The sequence below is a fragment of the Streptomyces sp. NPDC102258 genome, assembly GCF_055584685.1.
Genome location: NZ_JBVJLO010000001.1, coordinates 275,856 through 300,692, shown reverse-complemented (window position 1 = coordinate 300,692; position 24,837 = coordinate 275,856). Strand labels below are relative to the sequence as shown.

At 74.6% G+C, this 24,837-nt stretch carries 21 protein-coding genes; 7 read left to right on the top strand and 14 right to left on the bottom strand.

Annotation, left to right across the window (positions count from 1 at the left end):
* Positions 1-3: 3 nt before the first annotated feature.
* The 9 genes from ACZ6ZT_RS01395 to ACZ6ZT_RS01355 form a co-directional block, all read right to left on the bottom strand.
* Entirely contained in the window at positions 4-1,071 is a 1,068-nt protein-coding gene (locus ACZ6ZT_RS01395; RefSeq protein WP_469714460.1) for a hypothetical protein, read from the bottom strand.
* Positions 1,072-1,114: 43 nt separating this feature from the next.
* Positions 1,115-2,131, bottom strand: coding sequence for an NAD-dependent epimerase/dehydratase family protein (locus ACZ6ZT_RS01390; protein WP_469714458.1), 1,017 nt, complete (start codon positions 2,129-2,131; stop codon positions 1,115-1,117).
* A complete protein-coding gene (locus tag ACZ6ZT_RS01385) occupies positions 2,128-2,571 on the bottom strand; it encodes a type II toxin-antitoxin system RatA family toxin (RefSeq protein WP_469714456.1) in 444 nt (147 codons plus the stop codon). The genes ACZ6ZT_RS01390 and ACZ6ZT_RS01385 overlap by 4 nt, the downstream gene beginning before the upstream one ends.
* Before the next feature lie 104 nt (positions 2,572-2,675).
* Entirely contained in the window at positions 2,676-3,827 is a 1,152-nt protein-coding gene (locus tag ACZ6ZT_RS01380) for an acyl-CoA dehydrogenase family protein (RefSeq protein ID WP_469714454.1), read from the bottom strand.
* A 191-nt stretch (positions 3,828-4,018) separates the two neighbouring features.
* On the bottom strand, positions 4,019-4,675 hold the full coding sequence (locus ACZ6ZT_RS01375; RefSeq protein WP_469714452.1) for an HAD family hydrolase: 657 nt from the start codon (positions 4,673-4,675) through the stop codon (positions 4,019-4,021).
* A gap of 69 nt (positions 4,676-4,744) precedes the next feature.
* A complete protein-coding gene (locus tag ACZ6ZT_RS01370) occupies positions 4,745-5,527 on the bottom strand; it encodes an ABC transporter permease (protein WP_469714451.1) in 783 nt (260 codons plus the stop codon).
* Positions 5,520-6,563 (bottom strand): ABC transporter ATP-binding protein, encoded by a 1,044-nt coding sequence (locus ACZ6ZT_RS01365; RefSeq protein WP_469714449.1) that lies wholly within the window; start codon positions 6,561-6,563, stop codon positions 5,520-5,522. The genes ACZ6ZT_RS01370 and ACZ6ZT_RS01365 overlap by 8 nt, the downstream gene beginning before the upstream one ends.
* Complete coding sequence (locus tag ACZ6ZT_RS01360; protein WP_469714447.1) at positions 6,553-7,125, bottom strand: hypothetical protein; 573 nt, start codon at positions 7,123-7,125, stop codon at positions 6,553-6,555. Before ACZ6ZT_RS01360 ends, ACZ6ZT_RS01365 begins: the two co-directional genes overlap by 11 nt.
* A complete protein-coding gene (locus ACZ6ZT_RS01355) occupies positions 7,122-8,168 on the bottom strand; it encodes a hypothetical protein (RefSeq protein WP_469714445.1) in 1,047 nt (348 codons plus the stop codon). The genes ACZ6ZT_RS01360 and ACZ6ZT_RS01355 overlap by 4 nt, the downstream gene beginning before the upstream one ends.
* 218 nt (positions 8,169-8,386) lie before the next feature.
* Here ACZ6ZT_RS01355 and ACZ6ZT_RS01350 point away from each other — a divergent pair, with 218 nt between their 5' ends.
* Both ACZ6ZT_RS01350 and ACZ6ZT_RS01345 read left to right on the top strand, forming a co-directional pair.
* Complete coding sequence (locus tag ACZ6ZT_RS01350; protein ID WP_469714443.1) at positions 8,387-9,670, top strand: aspartate aminotransferase family protein; 1,284 nt, start codon at positions 8,387-8,389, stop codon at positions 9,668-9,670.
* Positions 9,671-9,761: 91 nt separating this feature from the next.
* A complete protein-coding gene (locus ACZ6ZT_RS01345; protein WP_469714441.1) occupies positions 9,762-10,658 on the top strand; it encodes a class I SAM-dependent methyltransferase in 897 nt (298 codons plus the stop codon).
* Here ACZ6ZT_RS01345 and ACZ6ZT_RS01340 read toward each other — a convergent pair.
* A complete protein-coding gene (locus ACZ6ZT_RS01340) occupies positions 10,639-11,361 on the bottom strand; it encodes an IclR family transcriptional regulator (RefSeq protein WP_469714439.1) in 723 nt (240 codons plus the stop codon). The genes ACZ6ZT_RS01345 and ACZ6ZT_RS01340 overlap by 20 nt on opposite strands.
* Before the next feature lie 560 nt (positions 11,362-11,921).
* Between ACZ6ZT_RS01340 and ACZ6ZT_RS01335 the strand changes: the two genes are divergently transcribed.
* The gene (locus tag ACZ6ZT_RS01335) at positions 11,922-12,164 is read left to right on the top strand and encodes a three-helix bundle dimerization domain-containing protein (RefSeq protein WP_469714437.1); all 243 of its coding nucleotides are present in this window, start codon (positions 11,922-11,924) and stop codon (positions 12,162-12,164) included.
* Between the two features lie 24 nt (positions 12,165-12,188).
* Here ACZ6ZT_RS01335 and ACZ6ZT_RS01330 read toward each other — a convergent pair whose 3' ends face one another.
* From ACZ6ZT_RS01330 to ACZ6ZT_RS01320, 3 genes are all read right to left on the bottom strand, one after another.
* Positions 12,189-12,581: an ATP-binding protein gene (locus ACZ6ZT_RS01330; protein WP_469714435.1), complete on the bottom strand. Its 393-nt coding sequence runs from the start codon at positions 12,579-12,581 to the stop codon at positions 12,189-12,191.
* Between the two features lie 135 nt (positions 12,582-12,716).
* Complete coding sequence (locus tag ACZ6ZT_RS01325) at positions 12,717-12,941, bottom strand: hypothetical protein (protein ID WP_469714433.1); 225 nt, start codon at positions 12,939-12,941, stop codon at positions 12,717-12,719.
* A 74-nt stretch (positions 12,942-13,015) separates the two neighbouring features.
* Positions 13,016-13,699 carry a TetR/AcrR family transcriptional regulator gene (locus ACZ6ZT_RS01320; RefSeq protein ID WP_469714431.1) on the bottom strand — a complete coding sequence of 228 codons (684 nt, stop codon included), beginning with the start codon at positions 13,697-13,699 and terminating at the stop codon, positions 13,016-13,018.
* A 146-nt stretch (positions 13,700-13,845) separates the two neighbouring features.
* On the opposite strand from ACZ6ZT_RS01320, the gene ACZ6ZT_RS01315 reads away from it, so the two are divergent.
* On the top strand, positions 13,846-14,877 hold the full coding sequence (locus ACZ6ZT_RS01315; protein ID WP_469714429.1) for a medium chain dehydrogenase/reductase family protein: 1,032 nt from the start codon (positions 13,846-13,848) through the stop codon (positions 14,875-14,877).
* A gap of 48 nt (positions 14,878-14,925) precedes the next feature.
* Here the strand turns inward: ACZ6ZT_RS01315 and ACZ6ZT_RS01310 are convergent, their stop codons facing one another.
* Positions 14,926-16,110 carry an ROK family transcriptional regulator gene (locus ACZ6ZT_RS01310; protein WP_469715001.1) on the bottom strand — a complete coding sequence of 395 codons (1,185 nt, stop codon included), beginning with the start codon at positions 16,108-16,110 and terminating at the stop codon, positions 14,926-14,928.
* 485 nt (positions 16,111-16,595) lie between these two features.
* Here ACZ6ZT_RS01310 and ACZ6ZT_RS01305 point away from each other — a divergent pair, with 485 nt between their 5' ends.
* The 3 genes from ACZ6ZT_RS01305 (at position 16,596) to ACZ6ZT_RS01295 (ending at position 24,835) form a co-directional block, all read left to right on the top strand.
* Positions 16,596-20,828 carry a molybdopterin-dependent oxidoreductase gene (locus tag ACZ6ZT_RS01305; protein ID WP_469714426.1) on the top strand — a complete coding sequence of 1,411 codons (4,233 nt, stop codon included), beginning with the start codon at positions 16,596-16,598 and terminating at the stop codon, positions 20,826-20,828.
* A 164-nt stretch (positions 20,829-20,992) separates the two neighbouring features.
* Positions 20,993-22,726 carry a cytochrome c biogenesis protein DipZ gene (locus ACZ6ZT_RS01300; RefSeq protein WP_469714424.1) on the top strand — a complete coding sequence of 578 codons (1,734 nt, stop codon included), beginning with the start codon at positions 20,993-20,995 and terminating at the stop codon, positions 22,724-22,726.
* A 105-nt stretch (positions 22,727-22,831) separates the two neighbouring features.
* Positions 22,832-24,835 (top strand): hypothetical protein, encoded by a 2,004-nt coding sequence (locus ACZ6ZT_RS01295; protein ID WP_469714423.1) that lies wholly within the window; start codon positions 22,832-22,834, stop codon positions 24,833-24,835.
* Positions 24,836-24,837: the final 2 nt, after the last annotated feature.

Below are 24,837 nucleotides of genomic sequence, written 5' to 3'. Positions count from 1 at the left end.
GTGTCAGGAGGCGAAGCCGAGGAAGGCGGCCCGCGCCTCGGTCTCGGGCAGGCCGTGCGGCGGGCTCTTGAAGAGCAGGGCGGTGACGTCGTCCAGGACGCCGCTCAGGCCGCGGTCGGCGGCGGTCTTGCTCACGCGGACGGCGTTGGCGATGACGCCGGCGGCGTTGGGGCTGTCCTCCACGGTGAGTTTCACGTCGAGCTCGATCGCGGATCCGAGGACGGAGGTGGCCTTGATGCTGGCGAAGCACACCTTCGTGTCGGCGAGGTGGCCGATGTAGCCGGTGGGTCCGGCGACCCCGTCGACGTCGGTCATCCCGGCGGCGCGCAGGGCGTTGGCCTTGGAGACGAACTTGCCGGCCGAGCGGCGGGCGTCGGCGAGGTTCAGGAAGTCGGTGTTGCCGCCGACGTTGAGCTGATAGGTGTCGGAGAGGACCACGCCACGGCTCAGGAGCAGTTCGATGAGCGCGGTGTGCAGGGTGGTGGCGCCGAAGTGGCTGCGCAGGTCGTCGCCGAGGAGGACGACTCCCGCGTCGGCGAACCGGCGGCGCAGTTCGGTGTCCCGGGCCAGTTCCTCGGGGGTGCAGTTGACCACGGCCACGCCGGCGGCGAGGGCGGCGTGGGCGAACATCCGGATGGCGTGGGAGGAGCCGGTGGGCAGGGCGATGACCAGGACGTCGACGTCGTGTTCGACGAGGGCCTTCGCGACGTGCTCCGGGGTGGCGTCGCGGGCGGCGTCGGCGGGCTGGACGACCGCGCCGAGCGGGCCCTCCAGCCCGTCGAGCAGGGGCGCCGGGAGGACGGGGGCGTCCCGGTCGGAGCCGAGGGCGGTGAACGCCGTCGCGGAGATCGCGGGGGCGGTGAACGCCTCGGCCAGCGGGAGCCCGACCTTCGCCGCGTCCACGTCGAAGGCGGCGACGATGGTGACGTCGGCGAGCCGGTAGCCGCCCACGGTGTGGGACATGAGGCCGGGCAGCCGGGCCTCGGGGTTCGCCTGGGCCAGGGCGGTGAACTGGCTGAAGCTCCAAGCGCAGTTCCCGGCGCCGGCGAGCGCGACACGGATCGGTTCCATGGACAGGGGTTCCTTCCTCTGCGACTGCACGGCGCGGGCCACCTCAGGTGCCCCACGGCCGGGGGACGCGGCGGGCCGAGGCTTCGTGGGTCTCGGCCCAGCGCAGGATCGAGCGGTACAGCACCGGCCCGGTGTCCGGCACCCGGTCGGTGACGTCGAAGGGGTCGGTGACGGACAGGTAGCCCTGGTAGGCGCGCAGGGCGGTGATCCGCGTCAGCTGGCCGCGGTCCAGGTGCTCCTCGGCGAAGGGCAGGTAGAAGCGGTTCCACTGCTCGGGCGCCACGTACGGGAGCCGGTCGAGCGGGGGCACGCCGTGCGCGGTCCGCCAGGAGTTGAGGGCGTCGCGGACGGTGTCGAAGGTCTCGTCGACGCGCTGCGCCCGGTCGCCGCGCCCCAGGACGGTCAGCCGGCGGCCGGCCGGGGGGCCGTCCGCGAGGAGGCGTACGACGTGTGCGGCGACGTCGTCGGTGCTGACCATGTCCATCACCCCCTTCTCCTCCGCGACCAGGGCGGGGACGGCGCCGCTGCACATCGAGGACGGCAGCCAGAAGAAGCCGCTGTAGCGGTCCAGATGGCCGTCGGCACGGGCGCCCATGACGATGGGGAAGCGGACGATGTCGGCGCTCCCGCGCACGGCGTGCACCAGGCGTTCGGCCGCCGCCTTGGACCATTCGTAGGAGTTGCGGTAGTCGTCCGGTGCTTCGGAGGCGGTGTCCCCGCGCAGGCCGGTGACGTACGAGGACGACAGGTGGACGAAGTGCGTCCCGGGCTCGGTGGCGGCCAGCAGGGCCCGCAGGGGCGCCACGTTGGCGGTTTCGGCCCGGTCGGCCGGGAGGTTCCAGCGGGTGTCCCCCGCGCAGTGCACGACGGCGTGCCAGGGACCGCGCAGGGTGTCGGGCCGGTCCTGGCGGCCGACGTTCCAGGCGTGCTGGCGCGGCCCGGCGCCGCCGCGGCGGCTCACGCCGTGCGTCTCGTGGCCCGCCGCCTCCAGGGCCCGGACGACGGCGCTGCCCACGGCGCCGGTGGCGCCGGTGACCAGGACGCGCGCGGGCGGTGTCACGCGACCGTGATCCGTCGCTCGATGGCGCGGAGCATGTGCTCGGAGTTCTCCCGGAGCGCCTTGGTGGCGACGGGGTTGAGCATGTCGGCGAGCAGGGGTATGCCGATCTCGAAGTCTACGGAGAAGGTGACGACCGAGGTTCCGTCCCCGGCGTCCTCGACCCGCCAGAAGCCGGTGAACTCGTCCAGGTCGCCGGAGACCTGATGGAACGCCATGACGTGGCCCGCCTCGTCGAGGACGTCCTCCTCGACCCATTCCAGGACGGATCCCTTGAGCAGCACCGACCAGGCGCTGGTGCGGGTGCCGTCCTCGCTCTGTCCGAGCACGGTCACCGATTCGACGTTCTCCATGAATCCGGCGTAGTCCTCAAGCCGGATGACGGCCCGCCAGGCGGCGGCCGCGGGAGCCTCGATCGGCAGGTTCACTTCGACGTGCGGCATGGCGGGTCTCCTTGGGCGGCGGGGCGGGGCGGGACGGGGCGGGGACGGGGCGCGGCTCGGCGGGCGGGCGGGCGGGTGCTGCCGGGTGACCGGCGGCCGGGTGCTCAGCCGGCCGGGTCGAAGCTCATCTCGCGTCCCGTGCAGTAGGCGCCGACGGCTTCGTCACAGGTCAGCAGGGACGGCGGATGGTGGTGCACGGCGAGGGAGTCGACGAGGAGGCCGGCGGCCGGCTGGCCGCGCCCGTAGAGGCGGCTGCCGATGACCGGGGTGACGGCCGAGAGCACCCGGTCGCGGGTGTCGCTGAGCGAGGCGCGCAGTCCCACCGCCGCCGCGAGCGCCGCCCGCCCGCCGATCGCGCCCCCGTCGAAGTCCGTGCCGAGCTGGCGGCAGGCGCCGCCGAGCAGCAGCAGTTCCCGGGTGGCCCGCCCGAGCAGGGCGGTCCGCGCGCCGAAGGTGCCGGCCCGCAGGACCCCTTCGTAGGCGGCGTCGAGCAGTCCGCTGAGGACCCCGTGGTAGGTGGCGGTGAGCAGCACCGCGAACCAGGCCATGCCGGAGATCACGTTCTCGTCGATGACGTCGGCCGGGCCGCGGTGGAAGACGAGCCGGTCGTCGAGTTCGACGTCGCGCAGGACCAGCCGGGCGGTGTCGGACCCGGTCATCCCGAGCGAGGGCCACTCCCCCTCGGCCGTCAGGCCCGGGGAGGAGCGGGGGCACAGGGCGAGGATCGTCTCGTCGGTTCCGGTGACGCGGGCCGTCACGCACACCAGGGTGGCCGTGGTGGCCAGTGAGCAGGGGTACTTCACGCCCGAGACCCGGTAGCCCTTGCCGTACGGGACGGCCTCGGAGCGGCTGCTCATGAAGTTGGGGCTGCCGCCGGGTTCGGCGAACGCCGACGCGACCAGCGCGCCGGAGCGGGCTATGCCCTCCAGCAGCATCCAGCTCGTGTCCCGCTGCCGCCGCCAGTAGTCGGCCATCAGCCCCACCGTGAAGGCGTGCATGTTGAGGGCGACGGCGGCCGAGGGGTCGGCCAGCCCCAACGCCCTCTGTGCGCAGGCCACTTCGACGAGGCTCGCTCCCCCACCGCCGAATTCGGCCGGGACGGGCAGGGCCGCGTACCCGCTCGCCGCGAGGTCCCGTATGCGCTCGGCGCCGTCGGCTCCCTCGCGGGCCGGCGAGGGCCGCCACACCGTGCTCCACCCCGCGTCGAGGAGGGTCCGGTGCGGGGGTTCCGGCCCGGTCGGCATGGGTGACTGCACGAGGCGACTCCTTCCGCGCGCACGGCGGCGGTGGGGGAACGGGAAGGGAACGGTGACGAAGCGTCGGATACCGATGGAATCAACGCTGTTATGTGCTTGTCGGACGGCTCTGGACAACTGTAGGCAGACCGGTCGGGCGATGGCAGGGTGTGTTCCTCTGTGCGGAACACCGGATCGGTCCGGCTGTCGCCTCAGGGGCCGAACAGAGGTGTGAGCGCGGCCAGTTCGGGCCGCAGCGGGTCCACGCGTACGGTGTCCCAGCCGAGGGCGGCGGCCGGTGCGAGGTCGGTCGCGGGGTTGTCGCCGACCATCACCCGCCGCTCGAAGGAGCCTTCGCCGATCAGCCGGAAGGCCCGGGCATCGGGCTTCTTCGGGCCGCCGTCGGCCGTGAACACGGCCCGGTCCCACACCTCGGGCGCCTTCAGCCGCTCCAGCAGCCTGCGCATCAGGGGCCCCGGCAGGAAGCAGTTGGACAACAGCCGTACGGTGTGCCCGGCGCCGGCGATCCGGCTCATGGCCTCCGCCACCGGCTCGCAGAGCGCGTACCGGTCCTCGTCCGCGGCGCCGAGGGCGTGCCACAGCGCCCGCTCCAGCTCGGCCGGCTCCCTCGGGGCGGCCCGTTCGCGCAGGGCCGCGTCCAGGACGGCGAGGGTCGCCGGCTGGAGGGCGCGGGGGTCGGCCATCGCCGCCAGGATCGCGGCGAGCACCGCGTGGACGACCTCGGCCGCCCGGCGCTCGTCCAGGGCCAGCACCTCGGCCAGACGGGCGGTGAACTCCTCGGGGCCCGGGAAGGGGCGGCGGGAGATGACGAGGGTGTCGAAGCAGTCGAAGACGACGGCGACGGGCACGGTTCTCCTCTCTCAAACGGGCGGACGGGCGGACGGGCACGCCGGCAGGCAGGCCGACGGACGGCCCGGTCAGGACCAGGACACCTTGCGCTGGTCACCGCGGAAGAACACCACGGTCACGGCGGTGAGCCCGGCCGCGAACGCGCACAGGACGGCGGCCGGCAGCAGCACGGCGCCCGCGCCGCCCCCGTCCACGATCACGGTGGTGAATCCACGCATCGCCCAGTAGCTCGGCACTCCGGGCGCGAGCGGCCGCGCCCAGGAGGGCAGCGCGGACAGCGGGGTCAGGGCCCCGCCCAGCCCGGCGAGGACCAGCGCGACGAGGTTGGCGAAGACGGACAGCTGCGAGATGGTCCGGCACAGTGCGACCAGCGCCATCCCCACCATGACCACGCACAGTGCGAGCGGCGCGCCCACGACGACGAGCCCGAGGTACGAACCGCGCACCCGCAGCCCGAACAGCAGCCCGCCCGCCGCGAAGACGACGGCCAGCTGGACGAGGGCGACGGCCAGCGGCACCACGATCCGCCCGGCCACCAGCTCGAACGGCCGGGCCGGGCCCGCCCGGAGCCGGTCCCAGGTGTGCCAGCCGTGCTCCCGGAACATGGCGAACCCGACGACGGTGACGAGGAAGAACAGGAACATCACCGCCATGCCGGGCACCGCCTGTTCGGCGCCGGTCGCGTCGGGGAGGTCCCCGGCCCGCAGCGCCGCCCGGAACAGCGGCTGCATGAAGCCCATCAGGAGCAGCGGCATGACGGTGCGGACGATCAGCGGTGCGGGATCGCGCGCCAGCAGCCGGGCGTCGTGCCGGACGAGGGCGGCGATCCGGCCGAGCGCCCCGTCACCCATCGCGGCCCGCCCGTACGGCCGCCGGGGCGGTCTGTTCCTGCGCGGGGCCGTCCCCTTGCGCCCCCTCCCCCTCGCCCGGGCGGGGCGTCGGCTCCCCCCGCGGCCGTCCCGTCAGGTGCAGGAAGGCGCTCTCCAGCCCCGGCCGCACCACTCGCAGGTTGACCAGGCCCGACACGGCCCCGCCCAGCGCCGCGAGCACGGCGGGGACGGCCAGGTGGGGCTGCTCCACGTGCACGCGCAGCACCCCGGCGTCCCGGCTGGTCGGCCAGGGCAGCGGCGGGGGCGGGGGCCCGTCGGCGAAGGTCAGTTCCACGGCGCTCTCCCCGTGCCGGTCGACCAGGTCCGCGAGGGTGCCCCGGGCGAGCAGCCGGCCGTGGTCCAGTACCGCCACGCTCGCCTCCAGGGCCTCGATCTCGGCAAGATAGTGCGTCGAGTAGCAGACGGCGGTGCCCTCGGCGGCCAGGTGCCGGACGAAGTCGACGAGCCGGGCCCTGGTCTCCACGTCCACGCCCGCGGTGGGTTCGTCGAGCAGCAGCAGCCGCGGCCGGTGCAGCAGGGCCATCGCGGTGTGCACGCGCCGCTGCTGCCCCCCGGAGAGGTGGGCCACGCGGCGCTCCAGCAAGGCGGTCAGGCCGAGCGGTTCGGCGACTTCCTCGGTGCGCATGCGCAGGGCGGCCCCGCGCAGTCCGGCCAGTTCGGCGAAGAACGTCAGGTTCTGCCGTACGGTCAACGGCGGGTAGACGCCGAGTTCCTGGGGGGCCAGGCCGAGCAGCCGCCGGGCCCGGCGCGGGTCGCGGGCGAGCGGTACGCCGAGTACCTCGACATCGCCCGCGTCCGGCCGCAGCAGCCCGGCGACCAGGGACATCAGGGTGGTCTTGCCGGCGCCGTTGTGGCCGAGCAGTCCGGTGACCTCCCCCTCGGCGATGTCGAACGTGACGCCGTCGAGGGCGGTGGTGGCGCCGTAGCGCCGGGTGACGGCGCGCAGGCGCAGCGCCGGGGCGGATCCGGCGCTGCCCGCGCCCGGATCAGTCGGCACGGCGCGTCCAGGCGCTGGGCAGCAGTCCGGGCAGGCCCACCCGCTCCAGGTGCGGCTGCCAGGTGCGGGCCAGCTTGAAGCCCTTCATCAGGCCGCTCGCGGACCGGACGTCCGGCAGCGGTTCCCCGTAGCCGAGGAGCCGTTCGGTGTCGTGCAGGTGGGCGCGGAGCCGCTCCAGCCACTCCTCGGCGCGCGGGCCGGTGGCGTCGGCGCCCTCGGCGGCCAGCAGGAGGCCGGCCTCGACGTCCTCGGCGGGGACCCCGGCGAAGGGGTCGAAGGCCGCCTCGTCCCGGCCGTAGCTGAGTTCGCCCTCGGTGCGCAGGCCTCGTACGGACAGGGAGAACTGCACCAGGTCGTAGGCCATGAGGACGGCGACCTCGGGCTGGTCCGCGGCGACGGCGCCCTCGATGTCCTCCAGGCGCGCCCGGCAGCCGAGGAGCAGCCGGGCCGCTCCGTGGGCCCGGAAGACGAGCAGCCGGCGCAGGTCGGACGGGGGCGCGCCGGGCCTCGTCGCGGCCCGATCCGGCGTGTCGGCGGCCGGGTGCGCGGGGGTGTGCGTCATGCGGCCGCCGCCTCCGGGTCGGGGTGCGCCACGCCGAGCCACACCATGTCGTGGACGAACAGGGGCAGGAGGTCGGCCGGGGGCGGCGTCCCGAGCGGGCCGGACCAGACGACGGCGTCGCCGTCCTCGGGCGGCAGGTCCCTGCGAGCGCTCTCAACGGCCCGCAGCTGCCACCGGTCCACGACCGTACGGTCCTCCAGTACGGCGGTGCCGACCCCGGTGGACCAGCGCAGCACCGCGTGCAGGCCGCCGGGGTCCCCGGCCAGCCGGTCGACGTCGGCGAGCCGGCGCGGGACCTGTTCGGGGGGTGTGAGCGGGGCCCGGAGCGCCTCGCGGAGCACGGCCAGGCCCTCGGTGTCGCCGAGGACCTTGAGCTTCTCCCCCACCCATTTGCCCGTGAAGTACAGCTGCCCGGCCGCGGCGGCCCGCGCGTTGAGCGCGGCGACCACGGCCTCGCGGGCGCGGACGGCCGCCGCCATGGGCCGGTCGGCCAGCAGCCAGCGCGCGGCCTGCGCGAGCCGGTGCGCCTCCACCGTCCACCAGCGTTCGACGGCCTCGGCGTGCCAGGGGCGGCGCAGTCCGGCGTGCCAGGCGTCCCACGGGGGCGGGGCCAGCAGCGCCAGGCCGAGGGCGAGCCGGTTCGCGGTGTTCAGGGCCCGGCGGCGGTGGTTCCAGGCGTCCTCGGTGACGGTGGCGAAGCGGGGCCAGGGCTCGGCGGTCAGGGCGGCGGTGGTCTCGCGTACGGAGGCGGCCCGGCGGATGTTGACGTCGATCAGGGTGCCGTGCTCGTGGGACTGGATGGGGAAGCGGGTGAGCCGGTCGTTCTCCACGAGCACCAGCAGGTCGAGGTCGCTGCGATGGTTGCCGAACCCGGCGAGCACGGACCCGGACACGACGGCGAGCACCGGCCGGCCCACGCCCTGGTCGGCCTCCGCGCGCACCGCGTCCCGGTGGAGTCCTCGTAGCTTCAGGAAGGCGTCCAGGCGCTGTTCCAGGACGGCGGTCTCGGGGAACGCGGCGGTACTGACTGACGTGGTCTCCATGCGGTCGGTGCACCTCCGGGAAGGGGTTCGACGACGGCGCGGCGCGATCGGGGCGTGATCCGCCGGAACAGAGCCTCCCCCGGAGCGCCGCCGCGGATCAACGGACGTTCCGCCAAGCGGAACGCGGCTTCTCCCCGGCGTGCGCGGCCCGGTACAACCGTTGACCGAACGGCGGTGCCCCGCGATGCCGAGCGGCGGACGTGGAGAGGACGGTCCCGATGAGCGCGACCACCAGGCAGGATTCGGCCCGGGACACGCTCGACGCGCTGCGCAGACGCTTCTCGCCCCAACTGGCCCTGGTCTACGGGATGAACGGCTCCGGCGCCATCGAGCTGAGCGGCGAGGGCGCCCGGCTGCGGCTCTCGGACGGCCGGACCGCCCTCGACTTCGGCAGCTACGCGGTGACCCTGCTCGGGCAGCGCCACCCCGGGGTGGTGGCGGCGGTGCGCCGCGAGCTGGACGCGCTGCCGGTGTCGACGCGCGTTCTGGGCAACCGTACGACGGCGGCGCTCGGCGAGGCGCTGGCGGCCTACGCGGACCCGGAGCGGCTGACCCGGGTGTGGCTGGGGCTGAACGGCTGCGACGCCGTCGAGGCGGCGCTGAAGCTGGCCCGGCTCGCAAGCGGCCGTACCCGGGTCCTGGCCGTGGAGGGCGGCTACCACGGCAAATCCCTCGGCGCTCTGGCCGCGACGTGGAGCCCGCGCTACCGCGCCTCGCTCGGCCCGCTGCTGGCCGGCGTGGACCATATGGCGCCGGACGTCGCGGCGATCCCGGCCGCGTTCGCCGGCGAGGAGGTGGCCGCCGTCATCGTCGAGCCGGTCCAGGGCGAGGGCGGCGTACGGCCGTTGGAGCCGGCGTTCCTGCGGGCGCTGGCGGGGGCCGCGCGCGAGCACGGCGCCTTCCTGATCGCCGACGAGGTGCAGACCGGTCTGCGCCGCTGCGGGCCCCGGCTGGTCAGCGTCGACGCCGGGCTGCGGCCCGACGCGGTGCTGCTCGGCAAGGCCCTCGGCGGGGGTGTACAGCCGCTGTCGGCCGTGGTGGCCACGGAGGAGCTGTACGCGCCGCTGGCCGCCGACCCGTTCGTGCACACCACGACCTTCTCCGGGCACCCGCTGGGCGCCGCCGCCGGGGTCGCCGCCCTCGGGGCGGTGGAGGAGCTGGCCGAACGGGGCGAGCGGCTGGCCGCGCTGCTCTCCTCGGGGCTGGCCGGCCTGGCCCGGCGCCATCCGGCGCTGATCGCGGACGTACGCGGCCGGGGGCTGCTGTGGGGCGTGGAGTTCACCGGCGCGGCCGCGGCGGGCGATGTCCTGCTGGAGCTCGGGCGGCGCGGCCTGGTGGTCTCCCCGTGCCTGGGGCGGCCGGAGGTGCTGCGGCTGCTGCCGCCGCTGGTCGCCACCGACGAGGAGGCCGAGGAGGCGCTGGCCCTTCTGGACGGGGCCTGCGCGGCCGTGCCCGAGGAGTTCCGGCCGGGGGCCGGCACCGCCGCCCCGGCCGTGTCCTGAGCGGGAGGGCCGGGCCGGGTGCCCGGCGGTCCCGGCCGCACCATCCATGGAGGAGCGTCGACGTGCAGCACACCGACCAGCGTCCGGGCCCGTGGTGAGCGCGACGCCGCGCGGCCCCTCGGGCCAGCGGGGCCGCCAGTACCGCTACCACCGTGAGCTGTTCCCGGCGCTGCACGACTGGGAGCGCACCGAGCGGTCCATCGTGGAGTTCACCGGCGAGGAGGGGCCCTCGGGCCTGCTCGGCCTCGACCAGATGGGCCACTTCGGGCCGCACGGTTGCGACCTGGTCGCCGACGCCGTCATCACCGCGGGCGCCGTCGGCGCGGGGCCCGTGGCCCTGTGCGAGCTGGGCAGCGGCTTCGGCGGCGCGCTGCGGTACACGGTGGACCGGCTGGCGGCGGGCGGGGTCGGCGTACGGGCCGCGTACGGGATCGACCTCGTCGCCGAGCACTGCGCGGTGAGCCGTCGCATCAGCCGGGCGCAGGGCCGTACCGCGGTGGCGGAGCTCTGCGCGTCCGCCACCGCGGTCCCGCTGCGCGACGCCTCGCTGGACGTGGTGGTGGTGACGGGTTCGATGCCGCACTTCCCCGACCCGGGGGCGGTGATCGGGGAGGTCGCGCGGCTGCTGCGGCCGGGCGGGCTGTTCGCCTTGACGGAGGAGGTGAGCCTCACGCCCGGCGGCGCCGGCCCCTCGGCCCCGTTCCGCGCGGTCCATCCGCCCGGCGTCTTCTTCACCACGCCGCTCGGCGAGCGGCTGGGCCAGCTGGAGCGCGCGGGCTTCACCGGGGTGCGGCGGCGCGATCTGACCGAGTGGGCCGCCGCGTTGCTCGCCGAGCGGCTGAAGGTGCTGCGGATCTTCCGGGGCAGTGTCGCCGGGATCTACGGGGACACCTCGGCGGAGCTGATCCGGAGCACCCTCGCGACGGCTCGCGAAGAGTATCTGACGGGCCGTCTGCTGCCGTCGCTGTTCACGGCACGGCGGCCCTGAGGTGGCCGCCTTCGAACTCCGGGGTCCGCCGCAGCGAGCGGGAGACGGCAGCGCACGCGGCCTGGAGGTACCAGGCGGCCCTGACGGGCTGTACGCGGCCGTCGGGGCCGGCCACGGCCAGCGCCCCCACGGCCGTGCTCGACGCGTTCAGCACCGGGGCCGCGATGCCGACGGCGCCGGTCCTGCTGCGGACGACGACGAACCCCTGGGCCTGCACCCGGGCCGGGTCCTCGGCCGGGACGGATTCCCGCCGGGCCGGCCGGGCCGCCGCCCGTGCGCCGTACGCACGGAAGAGCCTGGTGGCGGCGAGGGCGGAGGCCCTCGCCTCGTCCTCGGCGCTGTGCACATCCGGCCCACCGTGCCCGCGGCGCACCACGTCCACCAGCGCGGCCTCGGAGCCGCACACATCGGAGATGAAGACGAACGCGCTCCCCCGGGTGAGATGGCGCAGCTGTTCCGCGTAGGGCAGGGCCAGTTCGCGCAGTTCGAGCTGGCGGGGCACCCGGGTGCCGAGAACGAATAAGGCGACACCGAGTCGGAGGCCGTTCTCGCCACGCTCCAGCATGCCTTCTTTCACGAGTTCCACGACGATGCGGTGGGCGGTGGCTTTGGGCATGTCGGCCCGGCGGGCCAATTCGGATAGCTGGACCTCCGGTTCTCCCGGTCGGAAACAGCGCAGAATGCTCAGTCCACGGGAGAGCATGGAACGAGAGGAGCTTTTCGACACGGACAACGGCACCTCCGTCGAGGAAGTTCGGGGAGACGGGAGCGAGCGGGCACGCCAGTGAGGTCAGACCTCTGACCTGCGGGAACGAAGCACGGATGCCGTCGGTCCGGTCACGGGCGGGCCAGGGACGAGGCTCTGCGCAGCAGCACGGGGCTGTCCGGACGCACGCCTCACCACTCTCGCTGAACCCCCGCCGACCACCGGCCTCGCCGGTACCGGCGAACGGAAGAAAACTGTATCAGCGCGGCCGATTGCCGTTTCCCGCACTTCGCAGACATCAAGCCATACCGGGCACGATGACAACCCGGGGTTTGAAACTCCGGAAACCGATCCCGATGCCTGGTTCCGGGGGATTCGCATTCCCCTATCGAGGGGAATTAAGGCCCGTTGCGCCCGGATCACGGCGAATCGGCCATCTTCGCGTGACGTGGCCACCGGGCAACGCCCCGGTGTCACACGGGTTGCGGGCGACACGGCGGGCGCTGGCCTCGGGGATACGATGGACGGCCCGGCCCAGCATGGCGAAGGGTGAGTTCATGACGGCGGAGCCCCGGCAGACCCCCGACACCCACGACAGCCCCGACACCCACGACGCCCTGATCATCCGCCACGTCTTCGAGCGCCTCGTCCGCGCCTACCCGCAGCTGGACGAGGCGCTCGTGCGTCAGGCGACGCAGACCGCCTACGAGGAGCTCAAGTACGCCCGGGTGCGCGCCTATCTGCCGGTCCTGATGGAGCGCAGGGCCCGCGACCTGCTCGCGCCGTCCGAGGACGACTGACGGCCCGGCACCACCCCCCGGGCCTCAGAGCGGGACGCTGACGTGGATGGTCTTGCCGCCCCACGGGAGGTGGCGTATCCCGACGTCGGCCCCGAGGCGGTTGACCAGGTGCCATCCCCAGCCGCCCTCGCCCCGCTCGCCGGGCCGTCTGGGCCTCGGCTCCGCGCTGCTGGAGTCCGTGACGTCGATGGCGATGGCCGCCGGCTCCAGGCGGAGGTCCAGCGCGCAGCCTCCGGCCGTGTGGCGGACGGCGTTGGTGACGAGTTCGCTGATCAGCAGCAGGGTGGCGTCCTGGACGGCGGGCGGTACGGACCGGCCAGGCGCCGGGGCGGTGAGGAACTCCCGCACCGCCCGCCGGGCGTCGGCCGGGGCGCCGCGGCCGTCCAGGTCGAGGTGAAGTGTGTGATGGAGAAGCATGGAACCCGCTCTCCTAGAAACCGTGTGTACCGGAGATCTCCGATGGAGTGCCTCTTGGCGCGGTTGCCCGCTCGCACACGGTTCACTCACCCCCGTCACCCGTCCGGCCGCCACCGGACGGGCGTCGGGGACGCTTCAGTCCTCCGGACTCTTCCAGCGGGACGGCGGGGTCTCCGGGGCGCGCGGTCCGGTCGGTCCGGCCGGTTCGGCGGGGCTGTCGAGGCGGCTCGCCTCGTCGGTGTCGGCGGCGCGGGTGGTCTCCTCGCCGCCGGGCCGTGCGCGGGGTGCACGGCGCCGGTTGTCCTCTTCGTCGCCGTGGCCGTGCAGGGGTACGCCTCCGGCGCCGCCTTGGTCGTCCATGGTGGGTCCCTTTCCTTCCGGCTCGTCCGTGTCCCGTACGCCTGGCGCGTGCCCGGCCGGGTCACGGGAAAACCTCAGGCGCCGGGCCCTGCCGTCAGCCGGTCCACCTCGGCCGCGTAGAGGAGGCCCGGGTCCAGGCCCATGCCGGTGAAGTGGCCCGCCAGCTCCAGGGAGAGGACGCCGTGCAGCCGGCTCCAGAAGGCCAGCGCCAGGCGCAGGGCCGCCGGGGAGGCGTCCGGATGGCCGGCCGCCCAGTCGCGGTGGCCGGTCAGGTGGGATTCGAAGGTCCGCGCGTCGTCACCGGGCGCCGGGGCCGGCGAGACGGCCGTGCAGGCGCCGAGGAGGGCGGACATCATCTCCGAGGCGATCTCGGTGGTGTCCTGCGGGGCCTGATAGCCGGGCACGGGGGTGCCGTACACGAGGAAGTACCGGTGGGGATCCGCGAGGGCCCAGCGGCGCAGCACCCGGGCCAGCTCCACGAACCGCGCGGTACCGGGGCCCGTGTCCGGGACGCCGGCGAAGGCGTCCGCGAGGCTGCGGTAGGCGTCCCGGACGAGCTCGGTGATCAGCTCGTCGCGGTTGGCGAAGTAGCGGTAGAGGGCGGGCCCGCTCAGGCCCATCTGTTTGGCGATGGCGTTGAGCGACAGGGCGGAGGCACCGGATCCGGCGATCTGCTGCCAGGCCTTCTCCTTGACCTCCGCCCGCACCTGCTGCCGGTACCGCTCGCGGGGGGTCGTCGTACTGTCCTTCGTGGGCATGGTGAGAGGCTATCACCATCGGCAAGGGTGTTCACGAAAACGTACCGCCATCCCTTGACGCGAACCCCGCCGCAGGTCAGTCTGGTGATAGCTTCTAACGAACACGAGAAGTCGAAACCGCACCGCATACGCACCTGGAGGTCGTGATGGACACCGTCGAGCGCGTCGAGATCGTTCTGCCCGGCAAGGTCGAGCCCGAGGGCCTGGAGCTGCGCCGCGGGCCGGTGCCGGTGGCGGGGGCGGGGCAGGTCGTGGTCGAGATGGAGGCCACCGGGGTGTCCTTCGCCGAGCAGCAGATGCGGCGCGGCCGGTACTACGACCAGCCCGCCTTCCCCTTCGTCCCCGGCTACGACCTCGTCGGCACCGTGCGGGACACCGGTGAGGGGGTCGGCCCGGGCCTGCTCGGCAGGCGGGTGGCTGCCATGACCAAGACGGGGGGCTGGGCGAGCCACGTCCTCCTCGACGCCGCCGATGTCGTGGAGGTCCCCGACGGCGTGGGCGCGGTGGCCGCCGAGACGGCGGTCGTCAACGGGATCACCGCCTGGCAGATGCTGCACCGCAAGGCCCGGGTGCGCACCGCGCAGACCGTCCTGGTCCACGGCGCCAACGGCGGGGTCGGCTCGGTCCTGGTCCAGCTGGCGCTCGCCACCGGGGCCCGGGTGATCGGCACCGCCTCCCCCCGCCACCACGACGCGCTGCGCGCCCTCGGGGTGAGCCCCGTCGACTACCGCGGCGGTGACGTGGCCGCGCGGGTGCGCGCCCTCGCGCCCGGCGGGGTCGACGCCGTCTTCGACCACGTCGGCGGGGACGGGATCGTCGCCTCCTGGCGGCTGCTGGCCCCCGGCGGCACCCTCGTCTCGTACGGCAGCGCCGCCACCCGGGACGACGAGGGCTCCGGCACATGGCCGGTGCTGCGGCTACTGGGCCGGGTGTGGCTGTGGAACGCGCTGCCCAACGGGCGGAGCGCGTACTTCTTCAACGTCTGGGCCGGGCGCGCGTACGCCAAGGACCGCTTCCGGGCCCGGCTGCGCGCCGACCTCACCGAGGTGTTCACCGCGCTCCAGCGCGGGGAGATCAGCGCCAGGGTCGCCGCCGAGGTCCCGCTGGCGCGCGCCGCGGAGGCGATGCGGCTGGCCGAGTCGGGCACGGTCGCCGGCAAGGTCGTCCTCGTCCCCTGAAGGGCTCCGTTGAAAGGTTCCGTTGAAAGGTTCCGTTGAAAGGTTCCGTCAGCCGGAGGTGTCGAAGACCTCGTCGCGGGTCGCGGCCAGGGCGCTCTCCAGGGCGCCGCGCAGGACCGGGTGCTCGCGCACCTCGCCGAGGACGAGCGGGGGCCGGCAGGCCGACAGTTCGGCGAGTGCGGTCTCGACCAGGGAGCGCAGCGGCTCGCCGCCCGCGGTGAAGACGCCGCCCGCGAGGACCACGACCTCGGGATCGAGGACGGCGGCGACCGAGGACAGGCCGGTGGCGACGCCCGTCGCGAACTGCTCCAGGAGCTGTCGGTAGGGCCCGTCGGTGTGGGTAGCGGCGCGCCGCAGGAGGGCCAGGGCCGTGTCGAGTTCCGGTTCCGGTGCTCCACGGCCGGCGCCGGGGACGTCCTCGGCCGGGGCGATGCCCAGCCCGCGGGCGAGGGCGGGCACGGCCTGGAAGCCCGCCAGGTCCTGGTAACCACCGGTCTGCGCCGCCTCGGGGTCGCGCACCAGCGGTGTGCCGGGGACGGGCATGAAGCCGACCTCTCCCGCTCCGCCGGTGCGGCCGCGGTGCGGGCGCCCGCCGAACATCAGGGCGCCGCCGATGCCCTCCTCATTCCACAGCAGGAAGAAGTCCTCGTACCCGCGGGCCGCTCCGAGCCGCCGCTCCGCGATGGCCACCAGATTGACGTCGTTCTCACAGGCGACGGCCATCGGCAGCCGGTCCGCCAGCCGCCCGAGCAGGTCCGGGGAACGCCATCCCGGCAGGTGGCTGGGGTAGCGGAGCCGGCCCGCCCTGAGGTCGAAGGCCAAGGGGGCGCCGATGACGACGCGGTGCAGGGCGTCCGGGCCGAGGCCGGCCTGCCGCGCCGCCCCGGCGACGGCCGCGGCCACCTGGTCGGTCTCGTCGCCGTGCGTTCCGGGGTCCTGGAGCACGTACGTGCCGACCGTCCGGCCGGTGAGGTCCGCGACGGCGGCCCGGATCAGGCCGGGGGTCACGTCGAGCCCGGCGACGTACGCCGCCGCCGGGTTGAGGGCGTACAGCAGCCCGGCGGGCCCCGGGTGCCCGGCGGTGGTGCCCGCGGCCACGACGAGGCCGCCGGCCTCCAGGCGGGAGAGCATGAGCGAGGCCGTCGGCTTGGACACCCCGGTCAGCCGGGCGATCTGGGCCCGGGAGAGCGGGCCGTGCTCCAGCAGGACCTCCAGGGCCGCCCGGTCGTTCATGGTCCGCAGGACCCGGGGCACGCCGGGGCCCGGTCCGTTCGTGACGCTCACCCCGAGTACCCCGTGCACCCCGAGTACCCCGTGCACGCCGAGCACCCTGTGTACGCCGGGCACCGTGAGCACCCCGGGCACCCCGGGCACCCCGTGTACGCCGAGCAGCCCGAGCGCCTCCGGTACCCCGGGTCCTCCGTCACAGGCTTCCTCCCCCTCGCTGATGCCGCCGAGCTTGATCAACCCGGCGGCCACCACGGTACTTCGTACGGCGCCCGCTCCCGGCCGTCGCCCTGCCGTCGGCCCGGTCCCGCCCTGTCCGCACCGCTCACACCTCGGGCGCCCGTGGTGTGCGGTCCGCTTTACACGGTGTGCCCGCGGGCCGTGACGGCCCGGTAACCCGGGCTTCCTACGGTCTCGGTCGTGGGGGCCTCCCCACTCCCGCCGCAGGTCACCCGGCCCGCGCGGGGCGGAACCCGTGACGCGGGGAGGGAGTGACGGTGACGACGCCGGATGCGGAGAGCGTACGTACGGTCTGCTCGTACTGCGGCGTCGGCTGCGGCGTCGTGCTCGACATCGCCCGGGACGCCTCCACCGGCCGGCGGACGGTGACGCGGGTCTCCGGGGACAAACGGCATCCGGCGAACTCCGGCCGGCTCTGCACGAAGGGGTCGACCAGCGCGGACCTGATGGCCGCCCCCGGCCGCGCCGGCACGGCCCTGATCCGCGCCGAGCGCGGCGGCGAGCCCGCCGCGGCGGACGTGGACACGGCGATCACCGCCGTCGCGGAGCGGCTGCGCGCGGTCCTGGACGAACACGGCCCCGACGCCCTCGCGTTCTACGTCTCCGGGCAGATGTCATTGGAGGCGCAGTACCTGGCGAACAAGCTGGCGAAGGGCTTCGTGCGGACCGCCTGGATCGAGTCCAACTCCCGGCTGTGCATGGCCAGTGCGGGCTCCGGCTACAAGCTCTCCCTGGGCGCGGACGGTCCCCCGGGCTCCTATCAGGACTTCGACCGCGCGGACGTCTTCTTCGTCATCGGCGCGAACATGGCCGACTGCCACCCGATCCTGTTCCTGCGGATGACGGACCGGGTCAAATCCGCCGGGGCGAAGCTCATCGTCGTCGATCCGCGGCGCAGTGCCACCGCCGACAAGGCCGATCTGTTCCTCCAGATCAGGCCGGGCACCGACCTCGCGCTGCTCAACGGCCTGCTGCACCTGCTGGTGGAGAACGGGCACACCGACGGGGCGTTCATCGCCGAGTTCACCGACGGCTGGGAGGAGATGCCCGCCTTCCTCGCGGACTACCCGCCGACGAGGGTCGCCGAGATCACCGGCGTCCCGGAGGCGGACATCCGGCAGGCCGCCCGGTGGATCGGCGAGGCGGGCGAGTGGACGAGCTGCTGGACGATGGGGCTCAACCAGTCGACCCACGGCACCTGGAACACCAATGCCCTGGTCAACCTGCACCTGGCCACCGGGGCGATCTGCCGCCCCGGCTCCGGCCCGTTCTCCCTGACCGGCCAGCCCAACGCGATGGGCGGGCGCGAGATGGGCTACATGGGCCCGGGTCTGCCCGGCCAGCGCTCGCTCCTGGTCGACGAGGAGCGCGCCTTCACCGAGGACCTGTGGGGCATCGAAGCCGGCAGCCTGCGCACGCGGGCGGGCGGCGGGACGGTGGAGATGTTCGAGCGGATGGCCGCCGGGGACATCAAGGCGTGCTGGATCATCTGCACCAACCCGGTCGCCTCGGTCGCCCACCGCACGACGGTCATCGCCGGCCTGGAGGCCGCCGAACTGGTCGTGACCCAGGACGTGTTCGCCGAGACGGAGACCAACGCCCACGCCGATGTCGTGCTGCCCGCCACCCTCTGGGCGGAGTCGGACGGGGTCATGGTCAACTCCGAGCGGAACCTCACCCTGGTCCGGGGCGTCGTCGATCCGCCCGGTCAGGCGCTGCCCGACTGGCAGCTCATCGCCCGCGTCGCCCGCGCGATGGGCTTCACGGACGCCTTCACCTACGGGAGCGCCGAGGAGGTCTTCGAGGAGCTCAAGCGGGCCTGGAACCCGAAGACGGGCTGGGACCTGCGGGGCGTCACGTACGAGCGGCTGCGCGCGGCTCCGGTGCAGTGGCCGGCCCCGCCCGTGGACGCCTCCTCGGACGAGGGCCCCGACGCCGGCGGCCGCAGCCCGATCCGCTACCTCAACGACGGGGTCAGCCAGACGCCGCTGGTACGGGAGGACGGCAGCCGGCCCCGGCTGGCGTTCCCCACCCCCTCCGGCCGGGCCCGCTTCTTCGCCCGCCCGCACCTGCCCGCCGCCGAACTCCCCGACGACGACTACCCCTTCGTCCTCAACACCGGCCGCCTGCCACACCAGTGGCACACCCTCACCAAGACCGGCAAGGTCCCCAGACTGACGAAGCTGAACCCGGGTCCGTTCGTGGAACTCCATCCGGACGACGCCGCCGCCCTGGACGCGGCGGACGGGGACCCCGTCGAGGTCGCCTCCCGGCGCGGCCGCGCCGTCCTGCCCGCCGTCGTCACCGACCGCGTGCGCCCCGGGAACTGCTTCGCGCCGTTCCACTGGAGCGACCTGTTCGGGGAGCACCTCAGCGTCAACGCCGTCACCCACGACGCCGTCGACCCGGTGTCGTTCCAGCCCGGGTTCAAGGCGTGCGCGGTGGCGCTGCGCGTGGTGCCCGCGCCGGAGCGGGAGGCCGCGCCCCGGGAGGGCACTCCGGCGGCCGCCTCCGCTTCGGGCTCGGGCTCGGGCTCGGGCTCGGGCTCGGGCTCTGCCTCGGCCTCGGCCTCGGGCGATGGAGTGGGCGCGGCCGTCTCCGCTGTCGCCGCCCTCCTCGGCCTCCCCGGTCTGGCGGCTCCCGCGCTGGCGGAGCCGGAGCGCCGGTACCTGTCGGGTTACCTGTCCGGGGTCGCGCAGGCACCGCCCGGCGGTGTCCCCGTACTGCCCGCCGGCGCGCCCCTCGCCCCCGCGACGGCGCAGTGGGTGGACGGGGTACTGGCGGGCCTGTTCTCCCGTTCCGCCGTTCCCGCCCCCGCCGGCGCCCCCACGGCGGCCCCCGTCCGGCAGCTGCTCGTGCTGTGGGCCTCGCAGACCGGTACCGCGCAGGAGTTCGCCACCGCCGTGGCCGCCCGCCTCAGCGAGGCCGGCCGCAGCCCCTCCCTGCTGGCCATGGCCGACGTCACGCCCGCCCGGCTCGGCGCCGGCACCGACCTGCTGATCGTCACCAGTACCTTCGGCGACGGCGACAGCCCCGACAACGGAGCCGGCTTCTGGCGGAGCCTGGCCGCCCCCGGCGCCGCCCGGCTCGACGGACTGCGCTACTCGGTCCTGGCGTTCGGCGACTCCTGCTACGACGACTTCTGCGGTCACGGCCGCCGCCTGGACGAGCGCCTCGCGGAACTGGGCGCCACCCGCCTGCACCCCCGTACGGACTGCGAGCCCGACTACGCGGAAGCGGCCGGGCAGTGGCTCGACCGGGTCACCGCCGCGCTCGAGGAACCGGCCGGACCCGGGCGGCGCGCCTCACCGGCCCCCACCGGCCTCGCCCGGCCGGCCGCGCCCCGCGCCGGGGCGTCCGGCGGCTCCTCCAAGGCCTCGCCGTTCGCGACCCTGCTCATCGGCAACCGGCTGCTCAGCCTGCCCGGTGCGCAGAAGGAGATACGCCGCTTCGCCTTCGACACCCGGGGCGGCGAGCTGGCGTACGAGGCCGGCGACGCCCTCGGGGTATGGCCCGTCAACGGCTCGGCGCTCGTCGCGGAGTGGCTGGCCCTCACCGGCCTGGACCCCGACGAGCGCCTCGGCCTGCCCGACGGCGGCGCCATCGCGTTCGGCGAGGCGCTGCGGACCCGCTTCGACATCGCCCGCATCACCCCGGACCTCCTCAGGTTCGTCGTCGCCCGCACCGGTGACCGCGGCCTGCAACGGCTGGTGCGCCCGGACAACAAGGGCGAGCTGGCCAAGTGGAGCTGGGGCCGGCAGGCCGCCGACGTCATCGGCGCCTTCCCCGTCCGGGCCGCCGCCGCCGAGTGGGCCGCGGTCCTCAAACCGCTCCGGCCCCGCCTGTACTCCATCTCCTCCAGCCCGCTGGTCCACCCCGGCGAGGTCCGTCTGACGGTGTCCGTCGTCCGCTACACCAACGGCCTGGGCCGGGACCGCAAGGGCGTCTGCTCCACCTACCTGGCGGACTGCGCCGACGACGGCCCGGTCCAGGTGTTCGTCCAGCGCTCGCCGCACTTCCGCCCGCCCACCGGATCCGCCACCCCGGCGATCATGATCGGCCCCGGCACCGGCGTGGCACCGTTCCTCGGGTTCCTGGAGGACCGGCGGGCCAGGGGACACACCGGGGCCAACTGGCTGTTCTTCGGCGAGCAGCGCGCGGCCACCGACTTCTTCTGCCGCGAGGAGCTGGAGGCGTTCCGCGCGTCCGGCCACCTGGACCGGCTCGACCTCGCCTTCTCGCGCGACCAGCGGACCAAGGTCTACGTCCAGGACCGGATGCGCGAGCACGGCCCGCGCCTGTGGCGGTGGCTCCAGGACGGTGCCCACCTCTACGTCTGCGGCGACGCCGGCCGTATGGCGAAGGACGTGGACCGGGCCCTGCACGAGATCGTCGCATCGCACGGCGGCCTGACGGCGGACGGGGCCGCCGCGTACATCCGCCGGCTGGCCGCCGACAAACGCTACGTCCGCGACGTCTACTGACCGCCGGGGGCAGGCGGCCGTGCGGGCGGGCGAGCCGCCGAAGCCCCGTCCCGTCGGCCGGGTGGATCCGGCGGCTTCCGCGTCCCATCCGGACGGCCCGCCGGTCCGAAGACCCGGCGAGAGGACGCCCCGCCCGGCGCGTCCCCGCGTCGGAGGCGGTCATCATGCTCACCCTGGTCCTCATCGGCCTGCTCGGCGGGCTGATCACCGCCGTCTCACCGTGCATCCTGCCCGTACTGCCGGTGGTCTTCCTCGCGGGCGCCCCGGGCGGCGCGGCACGGCCCGCGTCGGCGCCACCCGGGTCGTCGCCCGCCCCGCCGCCGCCGCGCAACCGCCGCCCGTACGCCGTCGTCGCCGGGCTGGTCCTCAGCTTCGCCACCTTCACCCTGCTCGGGGTCACGCTCCTCTCGGCGCTCGGGCTGCCCCAGGGCGTCCTGCGCTACACCGGCCTGACGCTCCTCGTCCTCATCGGTCTCGGTCTGGTCTTCCCGCCGGTGGAGCGGCTGCTGGAGCGGCCCTTCACCCGGATCCCGCAGCGGCAGGTCAACAAGGAGGGCAGCGCCTTCGCCCTGGGACTCGGGCTCGGACTGCTCTACGTCCCCTGCGCCGGGCCGGTCCTGGCGGCGATCACCGTCGCGGGGGCCCGGGGGGAGATCAACGCCGGCATCGTCGCCCTCACCCTCTCCTTCGCCGTCGGCACCGCGGTCCCGCTCCTCGTGTTCGCCCTCGCCGGCCGGCGCGTCGCCGAGCGCGTCGCGGCCTTCCGCGGCCGGGCCCGCGCGCTGCGGACCGCCGCCGGGGCCCTGATGATCGTGCTCGCGTTCGCCCTCACCTTCGACGTCACCACCGCCCTGCAACAGGCGCTGCCCGACTACACCGCGGCCGCCCGTGGGAAGGTGGAGGACAGTGACACCGCCCGCCGGCAGCTCTCCGGGCTCTACGACGACTCGAACAAGGACCTCGCCCGCTGCCCGGACGGCGCCGCCGAACTCCGCTCCTGCGGCGCCGCCCCGCCGCTGGCCGGCATCGCCGGCTGGCTGAACACCCCCGGCGGCCGGCCCGTCGACCTCGCCTCGTTGCGCGGCCGGGTGGTGCTGATCGACTTCTGGACCTACTCCTGCGTCAACTGCCGGCGCAGCCTGCCGCACGTCCAGGCCTGGGACCGCGCCTACCATGACCAGGGGCTGACCGTCCTCGGCGTCCACTCCCCCGAGTTCGCCTTCGAGAAGGACCCGGGCAATGTGGCCGGCCAGGCCCGCTCCCTCGGCGTGGACTACCCCGTCGCCCTCGACAACGACCTCGACACGTGGAACGCGTACCGCAACCGCTTCTGGCCCGCCCGGTACCTGATCGACGCCCACGGCACCGTACGCCACCTCGCCTTCGGCGAGGGCCGCTACGACCGGACCGAGAACCTGATCCGCGAACTCCTCCGGGAGGCCGGCCCGGCCGTCCGGCTGCCGCCCGCCACGGGCCGGGGTGACGACGCGCTCACCGCGGGCCGCACCCCGGAGACCTACCTCAGCACCCTGCGCCTGCGCGGCTACACCGGCACCCCCGCACTCGCCAAGGACCGGGCGACCGAATACGCCTTCCCGCCCGCGGGCGTCCCGCTGAACCGGCTCTCCCTCGCCGGCACCTGGACCGCCGGCTACGACCAGTTCACCGCCGGGCCCGGAGCCCGCCTCGCCCTCACCTACCGGGCCAGGAACGCCCACCTCGTCCTGGCCGGGGAGGGCACCGTCACCGTCCTGGTCGACGGCAAGGAGACCACGGCCCTGCGGATCCACGGCGCCCCGACCCTCTACCGGCTCACCGACGACGAGGCCGCCCGCGAGGCCCACCTCGAACTGCGCCTCACCCCGGGCCTCCAGGCCTTCGCGTTCACCTTCGGCTGACCCCCGGCCCGGCCGGGCAATGAGCCAAGGCGGGCAAACCCCTGTCTGACTCCCGCTCCGAGTGGCAGGCTGCAGTCCTCGGAAGCGTCGTCCTGGGGGGAACACGTGAGGGAGCCGGGTACGGGCATGGGCCTGCGGGGCCGCAGCGGCATCCTGTCGCTGGTCGAGGCCTGTCTGAAGCAGGACCCGGCCGCCGAGCGGCCCCTGACCATGCTGCTCGGCCCGGCGGGCAGCGGGGCCAGCGAGGCGCACAGCGCGCTCATGGAGCACTTCGGGCCCGACTACCCCTTCGCCTTCGTCAACTTCGGCGGCGCCCAGTCCCTGCTGCCGCGCTACGCCCTCGGGCTCCTGGCCCGCCAGCTCGAACGCAAACTGCCCCGCTACGGGCGCTCGCACTTCCCGCTGCTCAGCCTCGGCCTGCTCGCCTCCGACCAGGAACTGCGCATCCGCAGCCTCGCCGAGGGCCGGCGGGCGGTACAGCGCCGGCTCGACCGGTTCCAGGAGGAGAACGAGGCCCGGCACGGCGACTACCTGGCCGCGTTCTTCGAAGTGGGCATGGGCGCGGTCGGCATGCCCGAGGGCGCCTCGACCGCCGCGCTCGCCCTGTTCCAGGACGCCTTGCGGCGCGGCCGACGCACCGTGCCCGGCCTGTTCGGCGGCCGGCTCGGCAACCGGCTCACCGCCGGCGCCCACTGGTACGGACGCCACCCCATGACCCGCAGCGCGGATCCCTGGGAAGCCCTGGTGGAGCTCAACCTCTGGCGCCACGAGGGGGACGAGAACGAGCAGGAGCGGCTCGACCTCGTCCTGTTCTCGGCGTTCCTGGAGGACCTCAGACGCAACACCGCGCGCAACTTCATGCCCCGCTCCTACCTGCTGCTCCTCGACAACTGCCACACCGAGTACGGCCGCCGCTTCCTCGACCTGCTGCTGCGCTCGCGGCACGACGAGACGGTCGTGGCGGGCCGCACCAGCGACCCGCTGACCGTCGTCGCCAGTTCCAACCGCTGGCTGCCGCGCTGGGGTCCGGCCACCGGGGACTCCTGGCCCTGGCAGTTGCGCGGTCCCGACCGGGCCTCCCTGGCCGACTGGGAGGCCCACCGGCCGACCCGCGACAGCGAGGACACCTGGTGGTACCCGCTGCGGCTGCGCGACCTCAACCTGGACGAGGTGCGGATCCGGATAGAGCTCCAGCTCGGCGGGAACAGCGACCTGGCCCCGCTGACCCGCCTCACCCCCTTCGTGCACCGGCTGACCGGCGGACTGCCGCGCGCGGTGCACCAGGTGCTGGACGTACTGCGCCAGGCGGGCCCACCGCCGGACCCGGGCCCCCAGCAGGACCACTGGCTGCGCACCCTGCCCGACCGGGCGCTGCGCACCGGGGACGACTCCGCGAGCCTCGCCGACACCGCCCTCGGTCACCTGCTGCGCGACTTCGACGGGACCCAGCGCGCCGTCCTCGCCGAATGCGCCGCCGCCCGGGACTTCTCCGTCGCCACGCGCCTGCTGAGCCCCGACGACTCCCTCTTCGGCGAGATCCGCTCCCGCTGGCTGCTGACCGGGCCGGTCGCCATGGTCCCCGTACTCCACCCGTGGCTGCGCCGGCTGCTGCTGTGGCGGCTGGCCGAGCGCCCGCAGGGGTGGGACGCCGTGCACGAGCTGCTCGCGGAGTACTACCGCATCGAGGGCAGGCCGGTGCCCGAGATGTACCACCAGCTCGCCCGGGGGCGGACCGAGGAGGTCACCGCCCACCTGACGCGGCGCTTCACCGCCGTGCCGGCCGCGCAGTGGATCTCGGAATTCGACGCGATCACCGCCGCGCCGAACCGGTTCCCGGCCGACAGCGGGCCGCTGGAACTCCTGGCGGGGCTCGCCCCGCGCCGCCCCGGGGGCGTCGTGGACACCGAGGCGGTGATCCACACGCTGGTGACCACCCGCTGGGTGTGGAGCGATCCGCTCGCCGACCCCGCCATGCGCCTGGGCGACATCATCGCCGACGGCTACACCCAGCTGTCCCAACTGCGGAGGAACGACATCGTGGCCCTGTTCAACGAGGCGGAGCGCTACCGTCACTGGCGCGACCCCCAGACCGCCGGCTGGGAGGGCTGACC

Bases quoted from the DNA above. Each gene is read 5' to 3' on its own strand.
- ACZ6ZT_RS01395 (WP_469714460.1), bottom strand. From the start codon at position 1,071: ATGGAACCGATCCGTGTCGCGCTCGCCGGCGCCGGGAACTGCGCTTGG.
- ACZ6ZT_RS01385 (WP_469714456.1), bottom strand. From the start codon at position 2,571: ATGCCGCACGTCGAAGTGAACCTGCCGATCGAGGCTCCCGCGGCCGCC.
- ACZ6ZT_RS01370 (WP_469714451.1), bottom strand. From the start codon at position 5,527: ATGGGTGACGGGGCGCTCGGCCGGATCGCCGCCCTCGTCCGGCACGAC.
- ACZ6ZT_RS01360 (WP_469714447.1), bottom strand. From the start codon at position 7,125: ATGACGCACACCCCCGCGCACCCGGCCGCCGACACGCCGGATCGGGCC.
- ACZ6ZT_RS01355 (WP_469714445.1), bottom strand. From the start codon at position 8,168: ATGGAGACCACGTCAGTCAGTACCGCCGCGTTCCCCGAGACCGCCGTC.
- ACZ6ZT_RS01350 (WP_469714443.1), top strand. From the start codon at position 8,387: ATGAGCGCGACCACCAGGCAGGATTCGGCCCGGGACACGCTCGACGCG.
- ACZ6ZT_RS01340 (WP_469714439.1), bottom strand. From the start codon at position 11,361: ATGCTCTCCCGTGGACTGAGCATTCTGCGCTGTTTCCGACCGGGAGAA.
- ACZ6ZT_RS01335 (WP_469714437.1), top strand. From the start codon at position 11,922: ATGACGGCGGAGCCCCGGCAGACCCCCGACACCCACGACAGCCCCGAC.
- ACZ6ZT_RS01330 (WP_469714435.1), bottom strand. From the start codon at position 12,581: ATGCTTCTCCATCACACACTTCACCTCGACCTGGACGGCCGCGGCGCC.
- ACZ6ZT_RS01325 (WP_469714433.1), bottom strand. From the start codon at position 12,941: ATGGACGACCAAGGCGGCGCCGGAGGCGTACCCCTGCACGGCCACGGC.
- ACZ6ZT_RS01320 (WP_469714431.1), bottom strand. From the start codon at position 13,699: ATGCCCACGAAGGACAGTACGACGACCCCCCGCGAGCGGTACCGGCAG.
- ACZ6ZT_RS01315 (WP_469714429.1), top strand. From the start codon at position 13,846: ATGGACACCGTCGAGCGCGTCGAGATCGTTCTGCCCGGCAAGGTCGAG.
- ACZ6ZT_RS01310 (WP_469715001.1), bottom strand. From the start codon at position 16,110: ATGAACGACCGGGCGGCCCTGGAGGTCCTGCTGGAGCACGGCCCGCTC.
- ACZ6ZT_RS01300 (WP_469714424.1), top strand. From the start codon at position 20,993: ATGCTCACCCTGGTCCTCATCGGCCTGCTCGGCGGGCTGATCACCGCC.